Raw genomic sequence first — 17910 nt, 5'->3', positions numbered from 1 at the left:
CCCTAACCTCACGTCTCGCCATTCATGTGCAAACGCACACTTTTCGAGACTCAAGATGTCCACACCAAAATTGCTATTTCCCGAAGCCCTCGACTCCCCGGGGCTGTGGCCCGAACTGGGCAGAATCCATGGCCTTGCAGAAAAGGATTTCAGATGGCTGGCTGATGTCAGGCTCGCGTCCGATACCTTGCGGCGCCAGCAAAAGCCGCCGATGCTGGCCGAACGTATTCTGCTCAATGCCGACAGCCAGCCCTCCTTACCGCTGCCAGGCGCATTTGTCCTGAGTGACACGCCATACGACAAGGGCCAGATTCTCTATACCCCGTACGAAGGCATCCGCAAATACCACAGTCGCGCCAACCTGAAGGCCCAGCTCGAATCGCGCCTCAAAACTATCGACGATCAGGACAGTTTGCTTGCATTACTACCGTTGGCCCAGCAGCGACAACTACAGGATGCCGAGCGCATTTCGGTGACGTTTTCGATCATTGAGGAGGATGTGTTCGAGGAACGCGATACGTCCCTCAGGCAAGGCCCGTTGCTCAATGCCCAGGCCATGCTGGACGAACTGAAGAAACTGCCGACCCTCACGCAATTGCTGGACAGCGCACTGGATGAACTGCTCAAGCCTCACTTCGGGGCGTTGCAACAAAGCAGCACCCGGGTCAACGTTTACAAGACCCGCGACGGAGAAAGCGATCAGGCGTCCAGCGAAGCTGTCCCCATGGTCGACACCCTGAGTCTGAGTGAAGCGGTGCTGGTGCACTACCGTCACCAGCGCTGGCCGAGTGCTCGCCTGCCGGAGTTTTCCCATCCCGGCAGGACTCAGGGTACGCACGATCAGGAGCAGTGGAAAAATGCCGTCACCCAGGCGTCCGGCATGTTGCCGGCTCTGCTGTTCCGGCAGCTGGAACATTACTGGAACGGCGCGGCGGCCCTGGGATCGACGCGCCGCACATTTCTCGCCCGGGTGCTGGAAGACCAGGCCCGCGTCGACTGGATGCTCAAGCGCGAAGCCGGAATCCTCGATGCAAATCAGTTCGACATGCTGCACAAGCTGATTCGACCCGTTGCCGATGGTCGTCCTGCCCCCATCGCCGAGACCGTACGCCTCTGGGAAAACCCGGCCAATTATGTAGAGCTGGCGGGCTCGCTGATGATCAGTGGCCCCGATGCATTTCTCTACACGCCTTCTCAAAGTTTGCAGCAGCTCAAGGACTATCAGGACCTGAAAGCGACCCTGCAAGCCAAATTCATCGCAGAAGGTCACGAAGACGAACTCTATGCTCTGCTCAGCCAGGACGAGCGCAGCCGCTTCCTGGGCTTCGATCAGCCTCAGGTTTCGGGAGAACGGGTGGCCGGCGAAGTGTTCCGGTTCCTGTGTGAATCGATCATCACCAAGCAACGACAGAACATCGAGTATGCCCTGCAAGTGTTTCGTCTCAGCGACGGAGCAGTGAACCTCCACGCGCTGTTCGACAAGAGTCTGGATATTCGTTCGATGATTCACGAGCGTTTGCAACAACTCGACGCGCAGGGACGCTGGAGCACACAACCGGTCTGGTCCGGCAGTCAGCAGCCTTCGCTGCTTCTGGCCGACAAGGCCCGCACCGCCATCAAGACGTTCCATGCCGTCGATTCTCCACTTCTGGAGAGTCTCGACAATCAGCCCATGACAACCCGCAAGGCCCAGCGCGCCTGGCTTGAGACCATGAAAGCGGATCTGGCCCACGCCTGGTTCGTCGGCGTGAACGGCGAAGCCCGGCTCAGGGCATTGAGCGGCAGTCTGCCTGCCTGGGCGCGAGCGGTCGTCGAAACCGTCATCAATGCCGATCGGCCGAGCCGCATGGAACGTCTTGGGCTCGAAGGCTTCCGGCCCGATGCCTATGACCTGACGCTCGAGTCTCCCGACGGCAGGACGGTCTGGCTTCTGGCCCATTGCATACTCATGACCGAACGCGGAGGTCTCGACCCACAACACTCCGGACGTACCGTGCTATGGACCCCGGCCCTGGGGCTGGAGGTGTTCGAGAACGTCGCCATTGCCCGGCAGATACTGAGTCGGCGGCTGGTCGACGACGTTCAACGTCTGTCACTGCTGGAGAATATCGTTCCCGATCAGTACCAGCCTCATCAGCGCTACACCCTCGGACGGTTGCGCATCATCCATCGCAACGTAATGCAGGAGCGTATGCAATCGGGCATCGAGCACTATCTGGCACGTTGCGAACAAGTGCGTCAGCGCATGGATAAAGGGGTGAAGCGGGAGAAGGCTTTGTCAGCGCTACGCAAGATACTGCCCCCGACCAACCTGCGCCTGGCGAGCGAGCATGCCAAGGCCATCGAGAACCAACAGACGTTTCCTGCGTGGCTGAGCATGGCCCCGGTCAAAGACCAGAAACGGCACGTCGAACTGCTTGAGCGGTAGAATCAGAATGTCATCGACGACAGGGATTACCTGACAGGTGTTTCGCCGCTGGCCGACCATGTCGAACAAGCATTGAAGGCCTCGCTCGGCCTTCGTTTTCCGAACGAGCATCTCGATCCCCGGCAGATCGAGGTCATCCCCAATCTGGCACTCGCCGGCCCGCCCCGCGACCTGGTCGAGTTTGCCCTGAATCACGTCAACGTACTCCAGGGCACGGGGTACAGGGTGGTATCGAAAACCGCCGAAACCTTGCCTCCCGGTCTGGATCGCAGAGCCGTCGATCAATTGCTGCTGTCGCTGGAGATTCCGACCACCTATGGACGCAAGATCGCGGCGGCACTCTCGACGGACACGGTGGAGGGGCGCGAGCGCAAGCAGCGTTTTTTCCGCCAGATCCCTTGGCAACTGATGCAACACGCCCATGCCTTGAAACTGCAGCAGCACCTGTCTGCCGGCGCCTATACGCAAGTCTGCCAGGGGCTGGACATGCCCGATGGATACGCCCGCGCCACCGTGCCCGGCGCCCACACGGTCGTCAGCCCGCTGGCGCTGGTCAAGACGGCGGGCGCGAATGCAGAAACCGCATCGGGGCTTTACGTTTTCGCGCCGGGTCAGGGGCACGTGGGGCCGTTGGTGCTTTACGCACCGTATGCCGAACAGGTGTTTCGTGAGTTCAAGGACGAAGAGGCACTGATCGCGGCTCTGAACACGCCCGGACCTCTCCAGAATCTGTTGCTTCGGCGCTTGCCTGCCGGACGACAAGCCATCTTTCGCAGTCTGCTGGCGGCCACGACTGGCCAGACCAGCGAAATGACGCTTGCCAGCCGTCCGATCGAAGGCAACCTGCTGGAGCAGTTGTACAACGATAACCTCAAGCTTTTGCAGCAGCAGCTTGAATCACAGCCCGAGCGCGAAGCACAGTCCGATTGGGACACTGCCAAGACCCTGTTCAGCCAAGGTATCAAACAGGTCTCGACAACACTGCAGGGCAAACTGGCTTTTGTGCCCTTTCTCTGGCGCGCCTACGACGACTTCAAAGACTCGGCCGAAGCCTTGCAGGACCATCACTGGAAACGGGCCTTGCAATCCTTTATTGCCGGTGGCGTGCAAATGGTGCAGATGGCGCTGTTGCCGGAAGTACCGGCCGATGCAGAGGCTGTCGAACAGGAAACGGGAGAAGTCGCGACGCCCGACATCAACGAAGTCGAACCGACTTCGCCCATACGCACCATGATGCAGTCATTCGAGGTCAATGACCTCGCGCTCAAGGATCTTGTGTACGGTTCAACGACGGGTACCTACCACCAACCCACGACAAACCGCGATTACGCTGCCATCAACGGCAAGGTCTATCAGGTCACAAAACGTGACTCGTCTTGGCAATTGGCAGGCGCAGGAAAACACAGTCCCCTGTTTCAGAAAAACGGTCTGGCCATGGTGCAGGTACCGGCTCATCAGACCGTCCATTATGGACAGGCCTTCAGAAAGCTGGCCGAGCGCAACACCATTTCCCGGCTACGCCGCACGATGCTGAACATCGAAGCCCGCGGGATGGACGAAATCCGTCTGAAGTACCCGGACAAGGCCAGAATGCTGGTAAACGCCATCGACCTTGCCCGACGCTACGCCTTCTACTGCCTGCACAACCTGACACCGCTCAGTCACAGCACTGACAATCCACGGGTGAGCCGTTTCCTCGAGAGTTTTTTTGATGTACCTCACATCACCACGGAATTACTTGCCAAGATCAGCGCCACGATCCTGCCGATCTGTCGGGCACTGGTGGATCCTGCCGATGAATTGCTGGATACCGATCGCTTCGTCGTCGGCTCTAACCGGTTCATGCACGATGTGATTGCGTTCGTACTGGACGGCGACGAGAAGAAACTGGTGCATTTCACCGAACATTTTTTCGACCAGCAACTGGGTCCGTTCAAAAACCATTTGCTGGAGGCGTTCGATGTCGATGGCCATGCGCAGGCTTCTACGCTGATTCACGAGTTTTCCCACCAGTACAGCAAGGCGCTGGATATTGCCTCGTTAAGAGCCCGGGAGCCGTTCAGCGACCTGATCTCGACCATCACCCCCGCCGGTGCGCTGCTGTTTCAGGAGCTGGAATTCGATCAGACATCTGCATTGTCACTGAGCACTCCCCGGTCACAACTGTTCGCGGAATGGAATACGACTCTCAAGTCCTGGGTCAGTATCGACAACATCCCGGACATGCAGCTCATCAGTGATGAGGTTCTCAAGCTGACGGGAAGCAAAACCATTCTGGAGGCTCGCAACGCCTTTCTCGATCAGCAGACACCGGACGTGCGAATCGACGTCATCCTGCGCAACGCCGACTCCATCGCCCGCCTGATCTGCGAAATTGGCCGACAGCTGGATCCGGTTCAGTCCCCTTGAAATGGAAATGCGCGGGCCCGATGCCCGCGCATTCCTTGAGAACAGTCTCTGGCGACTGCAAATGCGAACAGTGCGCTTTTGATCATTTTTTCACTCGGTTTATGAATACTGTTCTCAATACACCCTGTTTCAGGGGGGATGACAGGGAAAATGGCCCCATTGATGGGAAATCGCCATGACCACGGTTCTCGCCACCTTCCCGTCAAGGTTAGAATGCAGCAAATCAGGACGAGTCAATGACCCAGAACACCCTCTCCGAAGCCGAATACGATGCGATCACCGATGCCGCCGCGCATTGGTGCATGCGCCTGCACGCCGTCGACTGTACCGCCGAGGAACGGCTGGCGTTCGAGCAATGGCGCGATGCGCATCCGCTGCACGCGTTCGAATACGAGGCCATGCTGGAAATCTGGGATGTCGCCGAACACCTTCCGCGCCCGGAGCCAGCGGTGATCGTACCGATCAGCCCACCGGCCCGGACCTGGCGGCAGTATGCGGTAGCGGCATCCGTCTGCGCGCTGGCGTTGCCACTGGCAGCCTGGACGGGATGGAACCTTGGCCTGCTGCCCAACAGTTATCAGCATTTCGCGGCCACCGACAATGTCCGCCACGTCACCTTGGGCGATGGCAGTCAGGTCGAGCTGAACCTCAATACCGATCTGACCTTCAGCAATTACAAGGACGAGCGCCGTGTCACCCTGAAAAAGGGCGAAGCCTTTTTCGAAGTCAGCCATGACCTGAGCCATCCGTTTATCGTCAGGGCCGGCGAAGGCAAGATTCGCGTCACCGGCACCCGCTTCAATGTCTGGATGTATGAAGACCAGGTGAAAGTGAACCTGGTTGAAGGTTCGGTGCTGGTCACCAGCAACACTCAGTTATCCGGCGATGGCCTGCGCCTCGGTCCTTCGATGCAGGCTCGCTACAAACACGGCGATTACATGCCGCAAATCAGCCAGACCTACGCCAACGACACCTCGCTGGCCTGGCGCAGCGGCAAGTTGATTCTCGACAATCTGGCGCTGAACGAAGCCCTGCCGCTGATCAACCGTTACCTGGACAAACCGCTGATGCTGGCCGACAGCGCCACGGGGTCGATCCGGGTCGGTGGTATCTACAACATCAAGGAGCTCAACAGCTTCACCGGCTCGATGCCCAAAGTCCTGCCGGTGTTCATCACCCGTAACAAGGACGGCAATCCAGTGATCAACCCGATGCCACAGCAACCCCCAAAAAGCTGAAGGCCGCCCCCTTTTAGGGGGCGGCCTTCAATGGTTATTGCAACATCCTGACGACTGATTACTGCGCCGCCACTTTCCCCGTTTTATCCAGTTCTTCACGCACACTTTGCACCTGATACTGCGGGTCAGCCTTGATCTGCTGTTCGGTGAAAGGCAGTGCACTCCACTGTTTCTTCGAGAACGCTTCTGTCTGATCCCGCGAGTATTTCGACGCAGGATCGCTGGACAGCGAGAACGCGAGCAGGCCCTGAGCGTGCGGCCCCTTGTCATCGAACGTCACCACTTGCAGGTAACTGGTGCCGCTGACCACTTCCAGCTTGCCGTCTTCACGCGGCACGCTCTGGATTGCGTTGTAGATGCCCAATGTCCCTGGCCCGCCATGGATCGGCGTTTGCTGACCACCACTGCTGACCACCTGGACATCGCCCCAGCGGGTTTGTGCGGTCAGGCCCATTTTGCTGGCCGATTCGACTGACGCCAGCATCGCTTCGCGCAATGCCTTGGCCACTTCGGGCTTTTCAGTCGCCAGTCCGCGCGGGGTGTGCTGCGCATCCTTCGGATCGAACGCCACGCGCCAGACATCCGGCGATTCCTGCAAGGCTTGCATGATGGTCTGGAAATGCACCAGGCCCATTCCCGAATCCAGATTCGCCCGACCGTCCCAGGCCTTGAGACCGCTGCACACCGATTTCAACGCAGCCTCGACACCGGTTGGCGATGCGCAGAACTTCAGCAGATCCGGCAGCACCTGAGCGGCCAGAAACACCTGATCATCCATCACCATGTGTTGCAGGTCCTGCACCGACACCGAACCTTTTTTGCTCAGGGTCGCCAGACGATCCAGTGCAAAACGCGAGCGCAGCCCCAGTGGCTGGCCCTCCTGGCTGATCAGCGGCGAGAATCCGGTCAGCGGTTGCGCCGGGTTGGCCAGCCACGCCGAATCGTTGGAGTGCTGGACGAAATCCTTGCGCAGCAATTGCGGTAGCTGGCTGGACGCGTAGATGCCTTTTTGCGCGGCTTGCGGATCGATGTCCCAGGCGCAGGCGCTGTTGGCGCCGTCGAGCACGATCATTTTCAGGCCGATACGCGGATCGCTGCACTTGGCCAGTTTGTCGGCACTGACGTTCGGCACCACCGACAGGTTCATGTACAGCGTCTGACCTTTGTCATCCACCGCCAGGGTGTTGACCCACGGAATGCCCTGGATCTTGTGCACCGAATCCTGCAGATCCTTGAGGTTGTCGGCGCGGTTCATCGCGTACCACTGCGTCAACACCCGGTCGTTGTCGAGGTTGGCATCGCGCAGGCTGTAGGCGTACTGATTGTCCCAGTCGAGCTTGCCCGGCCACTGCACGATCGGGCCGAATTGCGAACTGTAGATATCGCGCGATACCGGCGTCACCTGCCCGTCCGCCTGCTTGACCTGCACCGTCACCGTTTGCTTGGTCAGCGGCAACGATTGGCCATCGAGCACATAGCGGGTCGGATCTTTCGGATCGAGTTGCAGGCGATACAAAGTGAAGTGCTTGGACGAGTCGACCGTGTGGGTCCAGGCCAGGTGCTGGTTGAAACCGATGTTGATCATCGGCAGGCCAGGCAGCGCGGCACCCATCACATCCAGTTTGCCGGGAATGGTCAGGTGCATCTGATAGAAACGCATGCCGCCGACCCACGGAAAATGCGGGTTCGCCAGCAGCATTCCACGGCCGTTGAAGGAACGCTCGCTGCCCACCGCCACCGCGTTGCTGCCACGGTCCAGGGCGAAGCGTTGCAGGCGTGCGGCGGCGAGGTCATAAGCGCGGGCGTGGCTGTCGTTTTGCGCAGTGGCTTGTGGCGGCGTGGCGCCGGCCAGTGCTTCGGCGAACTGACCGACGCCGCCCTCGACCAGCAAGCGACGCGTCAGCTTCACCAGGTCTTCGGCCGTGATATCGCGCACCCATTCACCCTGGCACTGTTGCGGCAAACCCTGCTGGCGGCGCTCGACCAGATAACGGTTGTAGCCGGCGGCATAACCTTGCACCAGATCACGGACTTCGACCGGCTGCGCCTGCCAGAAGGCATTCACCGCTTGCGGAGTATTGAGCCACTGGAAGAACACGTCACTGACGCGGTTTTCGCGCTCTTCGACGGTGAACTGATCCGGCCCGAAGTACCGCGAGCGTTCACCGTTGACGGTCACTATTTCGTTGGCCAGCAGGCACAGATTGTCCTGCGCATAGGCATAACCGATGCCGAATCCGAGGCCACGCTCGTTTTCCGCGCGGATATGCGGCACACCAAAACTCGTGCGACGGATGTCGGCCCCGGCCTGGGTGGAAGGACTGAACGCATGCGCCGACAGACTCAGCCCGAGAAACATGCCGGCTAGGGTCAGTCCGGTTAACTGCCTGGAAATAATCACGCTCGCTCCTGATCGAAATACCCAAGAGCGCAGCCGCGCACCCTGTTCGAATACGTGCGCAGCGGCTACGCCCTGAAATCACCCACACGCCCACGCGCAATGAGCCTTTCCAGAAAACGAAGCCGGGGGGAAAAATTTAGTCAGTCACAAGCCCGTTTCGAGCCCGGATCACGGAGAAAGGACGAATCAACGACAAATTTTCTACATTTTTCGCTTCATGATTTGTCGGGCTGAAACGTCTTGTTTAGAGAGAGCACCAGACACCTTTCCTGATCAGGCTCTGAAAAGGAGTAATCGCATGTACAACCCGCAACTACCATCGGACGGTAGCCAGGCACCACAAGGAGCTTCCATGGGTTCGCACGCCGGCGTATTCGGACAACGAGTCGAGCGCCACGGCAATGAACGTATTCGACTGCTGCTCAAGAGTTTCGGCCTGCGCACCAGCCTGATTCGCCTGAAAGTCATCGATGCCCTGCTGGTCGCCGCCCAGAGCGAGCGCAGTCTGGGTGTGCGCGGTGTCCACAGCCAATTGCTGGAACTGGGCATTCCGCTGTCTTTTCTCAGCGTGCGCGAAGTGTTGAAGCGCCTGTGCGCCGAAGGCGTGATCACCTTCAACGCCGACAAGAGCTACAGCCTGCATCCACAGGCTGCCGCCGTCCTCAATAGCGATTGAGCCCCTTCTGGAGCGCCGTCAGGGTTTGACCTTGCGGCGCATCACCCCGTTGATCACCACCACGACCACCGCCACGCCAATGGCGATGTACTGGAACACTTTTTCGCTGATCATCCCGGCGTTCTGCAACCAGGACAGACCGAACATGATCGCCAGTACGGTGAGGGCGATCAGAATCGAGTATTTCAAACGTTGCGACTGAGTCATTGCGAATTCCTGAAACTTTGAAATGTATCGGGTTTGTATCGGCTTTCATGCCATGGGCATACCGTGTCACGGGGATGCGGCGCTGCAAACGGGGTCTCATGTTACAGCCGATGAAGAGCTTTGGCTCCATGCGGCGTTAACCATGAGGACTTTTGAAATGCTGCGTCGAATCACCTGGCTGATTCCTGTATTGGCGCTGCTCACGCTGAGCGGCTGTATCATTTTCCCCCACGGCGGCTGGCATGGCGACCATCGCTATTATGGCGCGCCCGGACCAGGCTACTACCAACATCGGTAAACCCGAGATTTGAACGACACTGATATCCACTTCTTCAAATGCAACAATTGATTAAATAGCCGTAAAAAATGCCCACGAGTATGTGGGCATTTTCCGTAGGGCTACCCATTAAAATGTCGGACGTTTCGCCTCTGGGCGGTAACAAATCTTCTTTTTGCAATGTTTCGCTAAACCGTGACATGCGTGGTCACACCAATGACATAGAACACCCGCCCCCTCGCCTCTAGCCTTTGCGTTCCCACTTGAAGGCCATGGAAGCGCATGCAAAGAACACTCATCGATATCCCGCCACTAAAAACGCTTGGCTTCTGTCTGGCCATCACGCTGTTCGAGTGGCTGACCTACATGGCCAGCGACATGATCATGCCGGCCATGATCACCGTCACCGAAGACTTCGGCGCCGACCCACGGCATATCCCCACTGCGTTCAATCTGTACCTGATCGGAGGCGTCTGCCTGCAATGGCTGATCGGGCCATTGTCCGACCGGTTTGGCCGACGCCCCTTGTTGCTCATCGGTTGTGCGCTCTTTGCGATGACCTGTCTGGCTGCAATCGCCACGCCCGGCATTGAAGCCTTCAATGCATTACGGCTTCTGCAAGGCATGGGACTGGGATTCGTGGTGGCTGTCAGCTATCCCGCGCTCCAGGAAGTGTTCTGTGAGGCAGATGCCGTGCGGCTCATGGCGCTGCTGGGCAACGTTGCGCTGCTGTCGCCGCTTCTTGGCCCGTTGTTGGGCAGCCTGTTGCTGGAATGGCTGAGCTGGCGCGAACTGTTCCTGGCCCTGGGCCTGGTCGCTGCCATCGCGTGGGCCGGGGTCTACGTCTGCATGCCGGAAACCATCGGGGTCGTTCGCCGAGACGGCGGCCAGCAGGCGCCGCTTCCGTTGTCCTGGCGACAGACATTTCGTCAATACCTGGCCCTGCTGCGCAACCCGAGATTCCTCGGTGCGAGCCTCGCGCTCGGGCTGATGAGCCTGCCGTTGATAGCGTGGATCGGGCTCTCGCCCCTGCTGTTGATCCAGCGGCTTGGCTTGTCCACGCGTGAATACGCCTTGTGGCAGATACCGATCTTTTCGGCGGTCATCGTCGGCAATCTGATTCTCGACCGTTTGCTGACCTCGCGCGAACTGGTGCAATTGATTCGCCTGGCGCTCTGGCCGTTTTGCCTCGGGCTCTTGACCCTGCTGGCGGGTGCTCTGACAGACCTGCCCCTTGGTTTGTTGATTTCAGGCCTCGCGCTGTACGCCGTGGGGCTGGGCATGAGCAATGCCGCACTGTATCGACTGGCGCTGTTTTCCAGCGATGACAGCAAAGGCCTGGTCTCTGCCGCGGTGGGCATGATCTCGATTGCAGTGATGGGCACCGGCGGTTCGCTCATCGCGGTAATCGTCGGCGGTGCCCGCCTCGAGTCCTTCGCCCTTTGGGCTGCACTGGGCGGGCTGCTGAGCCTGCCTCTCTTGTACCGGTTTCTGCGTGAACCTCCGGCAGAAACCGCTTCCTCGACACATCAATAAGGACGCCTGATGTTCCATTTCCCCCATAGCAACGCGCTCTGTGCGTTGACGCAACCCTATTGCCCGGATTCCTTGCCGGCGGGGCTTTTCGATCAGGCCATGGCCGAAATCAGCCGGTTTCACAGTGAGCATACGCCCGGGTATGAACACTGGTTGAACGCCAACGGACTGACCGTGACGGACCTGGACAGCCTCGACGACTGGTCGCGACTGCCACCGATCTTCGCCAGTTTCTTCAAACAGCAACAATTGCTCAGCCCGACCGGTGCAGACGCACTGGAACTGACATCGTCAGGCACCAGCGGCGAGAAAAGCCGCATGCGCTATGACGAACGCAGTCTGGCCGCCGCCCAATACATGGTCGAACGGATCTTCCACCACTATGGCTGGGACAGTCCGCAAACGCCGTGCAACTACTTGCTCCTGAGCTACGAGCCCGAAGCCAGCATTACCCTGGGAACGTCGTTCACCGACCAGTTCCTGTGCCGGTTCGCTCCGGTCAACCGCGTGGCGTATGCCTTGCGCCGGACCGGTGGCGGTCACGAGTTCGATGGCTTTGGCGTCATCTCGGCGTTGCAGTCCTTTGCCGAAGAAGGCTTGCCGGTGCGAATCTTCGGGTTTCCTGCATTTCTCTGGCAAACCCTGCAACGCATGCAGACCACTGGCGTGGCCGACCTGCAACTGGCAGCGGATTCATTGACGCTGTTTGGCGGCGGCTGGAAAACCAACGCCGCGCAGGAGGTCCCCCGCCAGCAGTTGTACGAGCGCATCAACCGGCAACTCGGGATCGACGTGTCCCGCTGCCGCGACGGCTACGGTGCGGTCGAGCATCCGGTGCCCTACCTCGAATGCGCTCACCATCACTTCCATGTGCCGGTCTATTCGAAGGTATTTGTGCGTAGCCCAACCGATTTCACGGTCCTGCCCTATGGTCGGCCGGGGTTACTGAGTGCGGTCTCGCCCTACATTTCTTCGAGCCCCGCCCATGCGGTGGTCATGAGCGACCTCGCCACCCTGCACCCCGGCGCAAGCTGCGGCTGCGGTCTGGACAGCGACTGGTTCGAACTGCATGGCCGCGCCGCCACCACCGCTGGCAGAAGCTGCGCGATGGCGGCGTCCGAACTCTTGGGGAGGCACTGATATGTACCTGATCAATGGACAACTTCACGCGGACATCGGATTCGATACCGCCATGGATCAGTTGCGTCAGGCCCTGCCCCAACGCCTGAGCTCGCCTCTGCACAGCGAGACGGTCATCCATGCGGCGGCCACGCTCGCCCTTCGGTTGGGCGACATCAGCCTGACCCTGCCGCTCGACGCCGAACAACGCGAGTCACTGTTCGAGTTCTGCCAGCCTCAAGGTTTGCGGCGCAAACTCGAACGGGAGCTTGGCGATCAACCCGCTACACTGCGACGCTTCGACTATCGCCAACCACGTTTCGAGCGCTGGAGCCCGCTGGGCCTGGTGGTCCACATCACCCCCGGCAACGCGGCACTTCTGGCGTTCTGCGCAGTGATCGAAAGTCTGCTGGCCGGCAACGTCAACTGGCTGCGCCCCAGCAGCAGCGATCAGGGGCTGACCGCGCAATTGCTCCTCGCGCTGACGCAATGCGACCCAAGCGGCCAACTCGCAGGACATGTCGCTGTCGTTCCGGCGACCACCGCGCAAATCGGCCAGCTGTGCCAATGGGCCAATGGCGTCTCGGCCTGGGGCGGCGAATCGGCACTCCAAGCGATTCGCCAGCAAATCCCCGCCGGATGCCGCTGGATCGATTGGGGACATCGCATCAGCTTCGTTTATCTGACACCAGACGCCGCCTCACCTCAGGCGCTGGACGCCGTGGTGGACGAAGTCTGCCGACTCGATCAGCAAGCGTGCTCGAGCCCGCAATGGTTGTTGGTGGACAGCGACGATGAGACCGTACTACGCGGTATCGGTGAGGGTCTGGCCAAAGCATTCGAACGCCGCGCCGGACAATGGCCGACATTGCTGCCAACGATTCAGGAAGCCTCGCAAATCACCACCGACACCGCCATGGCCAGGCTCGCACACAGTTTCGCCGAAGTGGCTGGCGAGGTCTGGACAGCACCGGGCTGGCGGGTGATCTGGACCCATGACCGACCATTGAAGCCTTCGCCACTGTTTCGCAGCCTGCTGCTCAAGCCACTGCCGCGCACACGGGTGATCGAGACCCTGATGCCATGGCGAAACGTGCTGCAAAGCTGCGCCCAGATCTGCCCGGAGCAGCAGATTGCAGAGCTTTCACAGCTGCTGATCACCGCCGGCGTCACCCGGGTTGCTCCGACGGAAGCGATTCACGATGGCTACAACGGCGAACCTCACGACGGCGTCTATGCCCTGCAACGCCTGAGCCGGCGAGTCTCGGTCAGTCTGTCGCCGACAAAACTGCCCTCCCACGCCACGCTCAATGGCTCAGGCATTGCGCCCTGTGTGATGAACCTGCCGATCATGAGCAAGGAAGCGTTCATCGCCCGCCCGATCAACGCTTCGGCCCAACTGTATTTCCGTTCCGGCGGCAGCAGCGGCGTGCCGGCCTTGTCTGGTTTCAGTTATCGGGACTTTCGCCAACAGATGCGCGCTACAGCCGATGGTCTGTTTGCAGCGGGTCTCGATCCACGTCGGGACCGGGTGATGAACCTGTTTTTCAGTGGCGGTCTGTATGGCGGTTTTTTCAGTTTCTCCAAAGTACTGGAGCAACTGGACGTCACTCACCTGCCGATGGGTGCCCCGGCCGATGATGACTACCGGGAGATTGCGCAATTGATCGTCGATCAGCAGGTGAACACGCTGATCGGCATGCCAAGCACCCTGCACCGTTTGTTCCTCAACGAACAAACGCGTCTGCGCACCTATGGCGGGGTCGAAAAAGTATTTCTCGGCGGCGAACACCTCGGCGAACAGAGTCGCCAGTTGCTGCAAGACTGCGGCGTCAGCCTGATCCGCTCGGCGATCTACGGCAGCGTCGACGCCGGACCGCTCGGTCACGCCTGTTCAGCCACCGGCGACGGTGTGTTTCATCTTTTGAGCGATATCCAGCACCTGGAAATTGTCGCGTTCGAAACCGACCAGCCAGTGCGTGACAACGAGACCGGTCGCCTGGTGTTCACCTCCCTCGCTCGAGAAGGTCAGGACGTTCAGCGTTATGACGTCGGCGACAGCGGCCGCTGGGTGCCCGGACGGTGTGGCTGTGGTCTGCAGACGCCGCGCTTCGAACTGCTTCAGCGCCACGGCAGGCTGGTGCGCATCGGCACCGATTTCATCTGCCTCTCGGAACTGGCGCAGCACCTGCAGACCGAGTTTCAGGTGATCCTTGAACATGCCCCCGACGGACTGGAATGCATGAAATTTCTAAGTGCGCTCGAACCCCAGGACGTGCATCGTCGACTGCTGGGTTACCCGACGCTGGCAACCCTTGTGCAGACCGGGCTGCTGACAGTGGACGCGCAGGTCTGCGCCATCGACCGGTTCACCCGAAACAAGCACAGCGGCAAGACGCCACTGCTGATCGATAACCGAGGAGCCCGCGCCTCCTCCGTTCTGCAAGGAGCACACCATGATCCCAAGGATTGAATTGCAGGAGCTGGTCGCTTTTGCGCGCAAGCATTCAAGCTTTTACGCCAGCCACTTTGCCGGCGTCCCCGAGCAGGTAACGGCACTGACCGATTTACCCGTGATTGACCCCGCGCACTACTGGAAAGGCAGCCAGGACCTTGACCGCTGGCCGGTATTGACCGCAAGCCTGGGCAACGCACTGGTGTTCAAAACCGGAGGGACCACCAGCGATGGCAAACTGTCGGTCTTCGAGCGGCGGGAATGGCAAACGCTGGTGGAGGATTTCGGTCGCAGCCTCACCGGGCAACTGAACAAGGGCGACCGGGTCGCCAACCTGTTTTTTGTCGGCGACCTGTATGCCAGTTTCATCTTCACTCACGATGCCCTGGCCCACGTTCAGCCGGGCGTCGTGGAGTTCCCTTTCACCGGCCATGTCGAGTCGACCGTGCTGGCCGATTCGATTTCCCGGCATCGGATCAATGTACTGGCCGGTTTACCGGCCCATTTGTTGACCTTCGCCGCGTGGCTGGAACATCAGGGACGCCGGCTGGAGTGCATCGAATGCCTGCTCTACGGCGGTGAAAGCCTGTTCCCGGTGCAGTTGCAACTGCTCGGCCGGGTGTTCCCCAATGTACGCGTCGCCTCCATGGGGTACGCCAGCGTCGATGCCGGCTTTATCGGCGCCAGTCATCGCGACTGCGCCTTGGGTGAACACCGGATGGCGCAGGGCCACAGCGTGCTGGAAATCCTCGACGAACAGACCGGTGAGGTAATCGAAGAATGCGATCGCACAGGCCGCCTGGTGATGACCAATCTCACCCGGCGGTTGATGCCGCTGATTCGTTATCCGGTCGGCGACCGCGCCTGTTGGCGAGAACTCGAGCGAACGCCCGCGCGCAAATTCGCGCTGATGGGCCGCAGCGCCGACAGCCAGCGAGTCAGAGTGGGAGTCCTGACACTGCTGCCCGATGAAATCGGCGATACGGTGCAACGCCTCACCGGCAGTGACGATTGGCAACTGGTGATCGAACAGGCCGGAACGAAAGATATCCTGCGCCTGAAATGGGCTCCGGACGCTGTGCAACCTGCTTCGGCAGACACCGACCGGAGGCTGCACCACGCGTTGATTGAACACTACCCGTTGATCGAACAACTCAATGCCGATCACTTGCTGGACGTGGTGATTCACTGCTGCACGGTTCAGGAACTGTCACGCCATCCGCGCTCCGGCAAACGCCAGCGCGTGCTGGATCTGCGCGTCTACGACAGACTGCCCATGGAACAGCGCTGATGGAAACAGTCACCCTGCGCAGTTACCGCAACAGCGACGCTCCTGCCGTGAGCAATCTGTTCCGAAAAACCTACGGCGATCTTTACGCCCAGCCTCACGTCTATCTGCCCTGCATGATCGATCGCAACCATGCGCTGGGTCGCTGGCACTCTCTGGTCGCCGTCGCCGAAGATCAAATGCTGGGACACGCGACCTTGATTCGTGCCAAGGGATCGCACATCGCCGAGCTGGCATTGAGCGTGGTTGCCCCCGAAACCCGAGGTCAGAACATTGCTACTCGCCTGGGACGGCAGCTGTTGATTCATGCGCAAGCGTTGGGATACCGGGGCGTGACGATCAAACAGGTCACCGGCCATCCCTACACACAGCGCATGGCAGCCAGTCTCGGCTTTCAGAGTGTCGGATGGCTGCCCGACCATGTCCCGTCTCCATTTAATGCCTCGGCGCGGGAATCGCTGGTCATCGGTTACACGCCTGTCGACGATAACCGACGTCCGCTCCCGACCCAGCCGTGGCCCGAAAGCTGCCGGGATTTCATGAGGCAGATGTGCAGCGTGTTCGGAACACAGGACAAGGCCGCGCCCTGGGTGGGCGAACCGGTACAGCTGGAACAACAATTGAACCGGTATGAAGGCATTTTCAAAGAGATCGATGGCGGCTTGCTCAAGCAGTTGCAGGAACTGCCGGCGCATTGGCTCATTTCAGTCAGGCTCAGGCTGGCAAAGGAATTCGCAAGCGCTTTTCACTTGCTGACGACGGCAGGATTCGTGTTCACCGGGCTGGTGCCGGATGAGAGAGGAGCTGGCTGGCTGGCGTTGTTTCATCGTGGCGCCAGGCCACCGGCGTTGACGCTGATTTGCCCGCAGATGCAGCGGCTGCATGACGACCTGCAATCGCTCATTGCCAAGCCATCATCGTCCGTGTAACGCAAGAATGCCCAGGCCCTGCGCATCGGAGGGCCTGGTTTTACGCGATCAAGCCTTGGCGCTGACGCCTTTGTCGGTCGGAGGCGGACGTTCACCGCCCTGTCCGTAGGTTTTCAGGCTCTGCAGCACATAAATGGCTTTCTTGTACTCCGGGATCAACGTATTGGCGTACTTGTTGCCCTTGAGGCTGTTGTTGTTGATGGTGTCCAGTTGCGTGGCGAAATATTCCAGCGCATTGAACTTGGCATCCGGGTCTTTCTGAATGCCGAAGCGATCGAACTTGTCACCGGCATTGAGCAGCGTCATCGAGGTCACTTCGGAAATGAGGCCCCGGCTGCGCAGGAAGTCAGTCAGTTTGCCCAATTGCTTGGGAGTGACGTTTTCCGGATCGAACCCCTTGATGTTCTTGTGCAAACGCTGCTTGTCCATTTCCGCCGTGTTGAGAACGGTGGGGTCGTTGCCGACCAGGGCCAGCATCTGCTTGACCTTCACGCTTTGAGAAACCGGTTTGCCCGAGCTCCCTGCATCTCGAACCAGCAAACCTGCCTTGGGCTGCCACGCGCCGGTATAACCAACGGTCATGAGCGTGCTCCTTGCGAAAAGAACATGAAAATATCCTTGTGGAACGTCTTGAGTTGCCCGGAGTATCGGCCGGCAAACTGATGTCACCAATCTGTTTTTCACTTTTTTACAAATTTTGTACATTCTCGATACAAAGCACTGCAAGCCCCGCAGATATTGAGCCAGAGCCGCTTGGCCAGTCCGGCGAAAATCGGCTTTTTACTCTAACGAACGGGCTGGTTAGTTTGCATGTGTCGGATCTGTTACTTGCCGGTCAGCGTTTCAAAACTTTTTAGCACGTGAGTACCTAAAGCTTCCTCGCGCCGCGACGATACGTAAGGGATACCCCTACTGTTTTACTCCTCGCCCCTAATAAGAAACGCTGC

General features: G+C 59.5%; 13 protein-coding genes. 10 read left to right on the top strand and 3 right to left on the bottom strand.

What is annotated here, in order from left to right; translation table 11 throughout:
• Window positions 1-55 precede the first annotated feature (55 nt).
• The 3 genes from IF199_RS30495 (at window position 56) to IF199_RS14175 (ending at window position 6075) form a co-directional block, all read left to right on the top strand.
• Complete coding sequence (locus tag IF199_RS30495; protein WP_341807741.1) at window positions 56-2428, top strand: hypothetical protein; 2373 nt, start codon at window positions 56-58, stop codon at window positions 2426-2428.
• A gap of 72 nt (window positions 2429-2500) precedes the next feature.
• A complete protein-coding gene (locus tag IF199_RS30490) occupies window positions 2501-4837 on the top strand; it encodes a dermonecrotic toxin domain-containing protein (RefSeq protein ID WP_482082705.1) in 2337 nt (778 codons plus the stop codon).
• 236 nt (window positions 4838-5073) lie between these two features.
• Window positions 5074-6075, top strand: coding sequence for a FecR family protein (locus IF199_RS14175; RefSeq protein WP_192560815.1), 1002 nt, complete (start codon window positions 5074-5076; stop codon window positions 6073-6075).
• Window positions 6076-6133: 58 nt separating this feature from the next.
• On the opposite strand, the gene pvdQ is transcribed toward IF199_RS14175, so the two are convergent.
• Window positions 6134-8476, bottom strand: coding sequence for a bifunctional acylase PvdQ (pvdQ, locus tag IF199_RS14170; RefSeq protein WP_192560814.1), 2343 nt, complete (start codon window positions 8474-8476; stop codon window positions 6134-6136).
• A gap of 298 nt (window positions 8477-8774) precedes the next feature.
• On the opposite strand from pvdQ, the gene IF199_RS14165 reads away from it, so the two are divergent.
• Window positions 8775-9152, top strand: coding sequence for a fe2+ zn2+ uptake regulation protein (locus IF199_RS14165; RefSeq protein WP_192560813.1), 378 nt, complete (start codon window positions 8775-8777; stop codon window positions 9150-9152).
• Between the two features lie 18 nt (window positions 9153-9170).
• Here the strand turns inward: IF199_RS14165 and IF199_RS14160 are convergent, their stop codons facing one another.
• Window positions 9171-9359 (bottom strand): hypothetical protein, encoded by a 189-nt coding sequence (locus IF199_RS14160; RefSeq protein ID WP_085731114.1) that lies wholly within the window; start codon window positions 9357-9359, stop codon window positions 9171-9173.
• A gap of 157 nt (window positions 9360-9516) precedes the next feature.
• Here IF199_RS14160 and IF199_RS14155 point away from each other — a divergent pair, with 157 nt between their 5' ends.
• The 6 genes from IF199_RS14155 (at window position 9517) to IF199_RS14130 (ending at window position 16963) form a co-directional block, all read left to right on the top strand.
• Complete coding sequence (locus IF199_RS14155; RefSeq protein WP_170929569.1) at window positions 9517-9657, top strand: hypothetical protein; 141 nt, start codon at window positions 9517-9519, stop codon at window positions 9655-9657.
• A gap of 261 nt (window positions 9658-9918) precedes the next feature.
• A complete protein-coding gene (locus IF199_RS14150; protein WP_192560812.1) occupies window positions 9919-11172 on the top strand; it encodes an MFS transporter in 1254 nt (417 codons plus the stop codon).
• A gap of 9 nt (window positions 11173-11181) precedes the next feature.
• Window positions 11182-12312: a LuxE/PaaK family acyltransferase gene (locus tag IF199_RS14145; RefSeq protein ID WP_192560811.1), complete on the top strand. Its 1131-nt coding sequence runs from the start codon at window positions 11182-11184 to the stop codon at window positions 12310-12312.
• A 1-nt stretch (window position 12313) separates the two neighbouring features.
• The gene (locus tag IF199_RS14140) at window positions 12314-14764 is read left to right on the top strand and encodes an aldehyde dehydrogenase family protein (RefSeq protein ID WP_192560810.1); all 2451 of its coding nucleotides are present in this window, start codon (window positions 12314-12316) and stop codon (window positions 14762-14764) included.
• Window positions 14748-16037 (top strand): phenylacetate--CoA ligase family protein, encoded by a 1290-nt coding sequence (locus tag IF199_RS14135; RefSeq protein WP_192560809.1) that lies wholly within the window; start codon window positions 14748-14750, stop codon window positions 16035-16037. Before IF199_RS14140 ends, IF199_RS14135 begins: the two co-directional genes overlap by 17 nt.
• Window positions 16037-16963 (top strand): GNAT family N-acetyltransferase, encoded by a 927-nt coding sequence (locus IF199_RS14130; protein WP_192560808.1) that lies wholly within the window; start codon window positions 16037-16039, stop codon window positions 16961-16963. Before IF199_RS14135 ends, IF199_RS14130 begins: the two co-directional genes overlap by 1 nt.
• A gap of 48 nt (window positions 16964-17011) precedes the next feature.
• On the opposite strand, the gene IF199_RS14125 is transcribed toward IF199_RS14130, so the two are convergent.
• Window positions 17012-17545, bottom strand: coding sequence for a hypothetical protein (locus IF199_RS14125; protein ID WP_096820282.1), 534 nt, complete (start codon window positions 17543-17545; stop codon window positions 17012-17014).
• Window positions 17546-17910 lie beyond the last annotated feature (365 nt).

The sequence above is a fragment of the Pseudomonas allokribbensis genome, assembly GCF_014863605.1.
GTDB lineage: Bacteria > Pseudomonadota > Gammaproteobacteria > Pseudomonadales > Pseudomonadaceae > Aquipseudomonas > Aquipseudomonas allokribbensis.
Note: the sequence above shows the minus strand (reverse complement) of the source record. Positions and strands in the feature narration are given on the sequence as shown.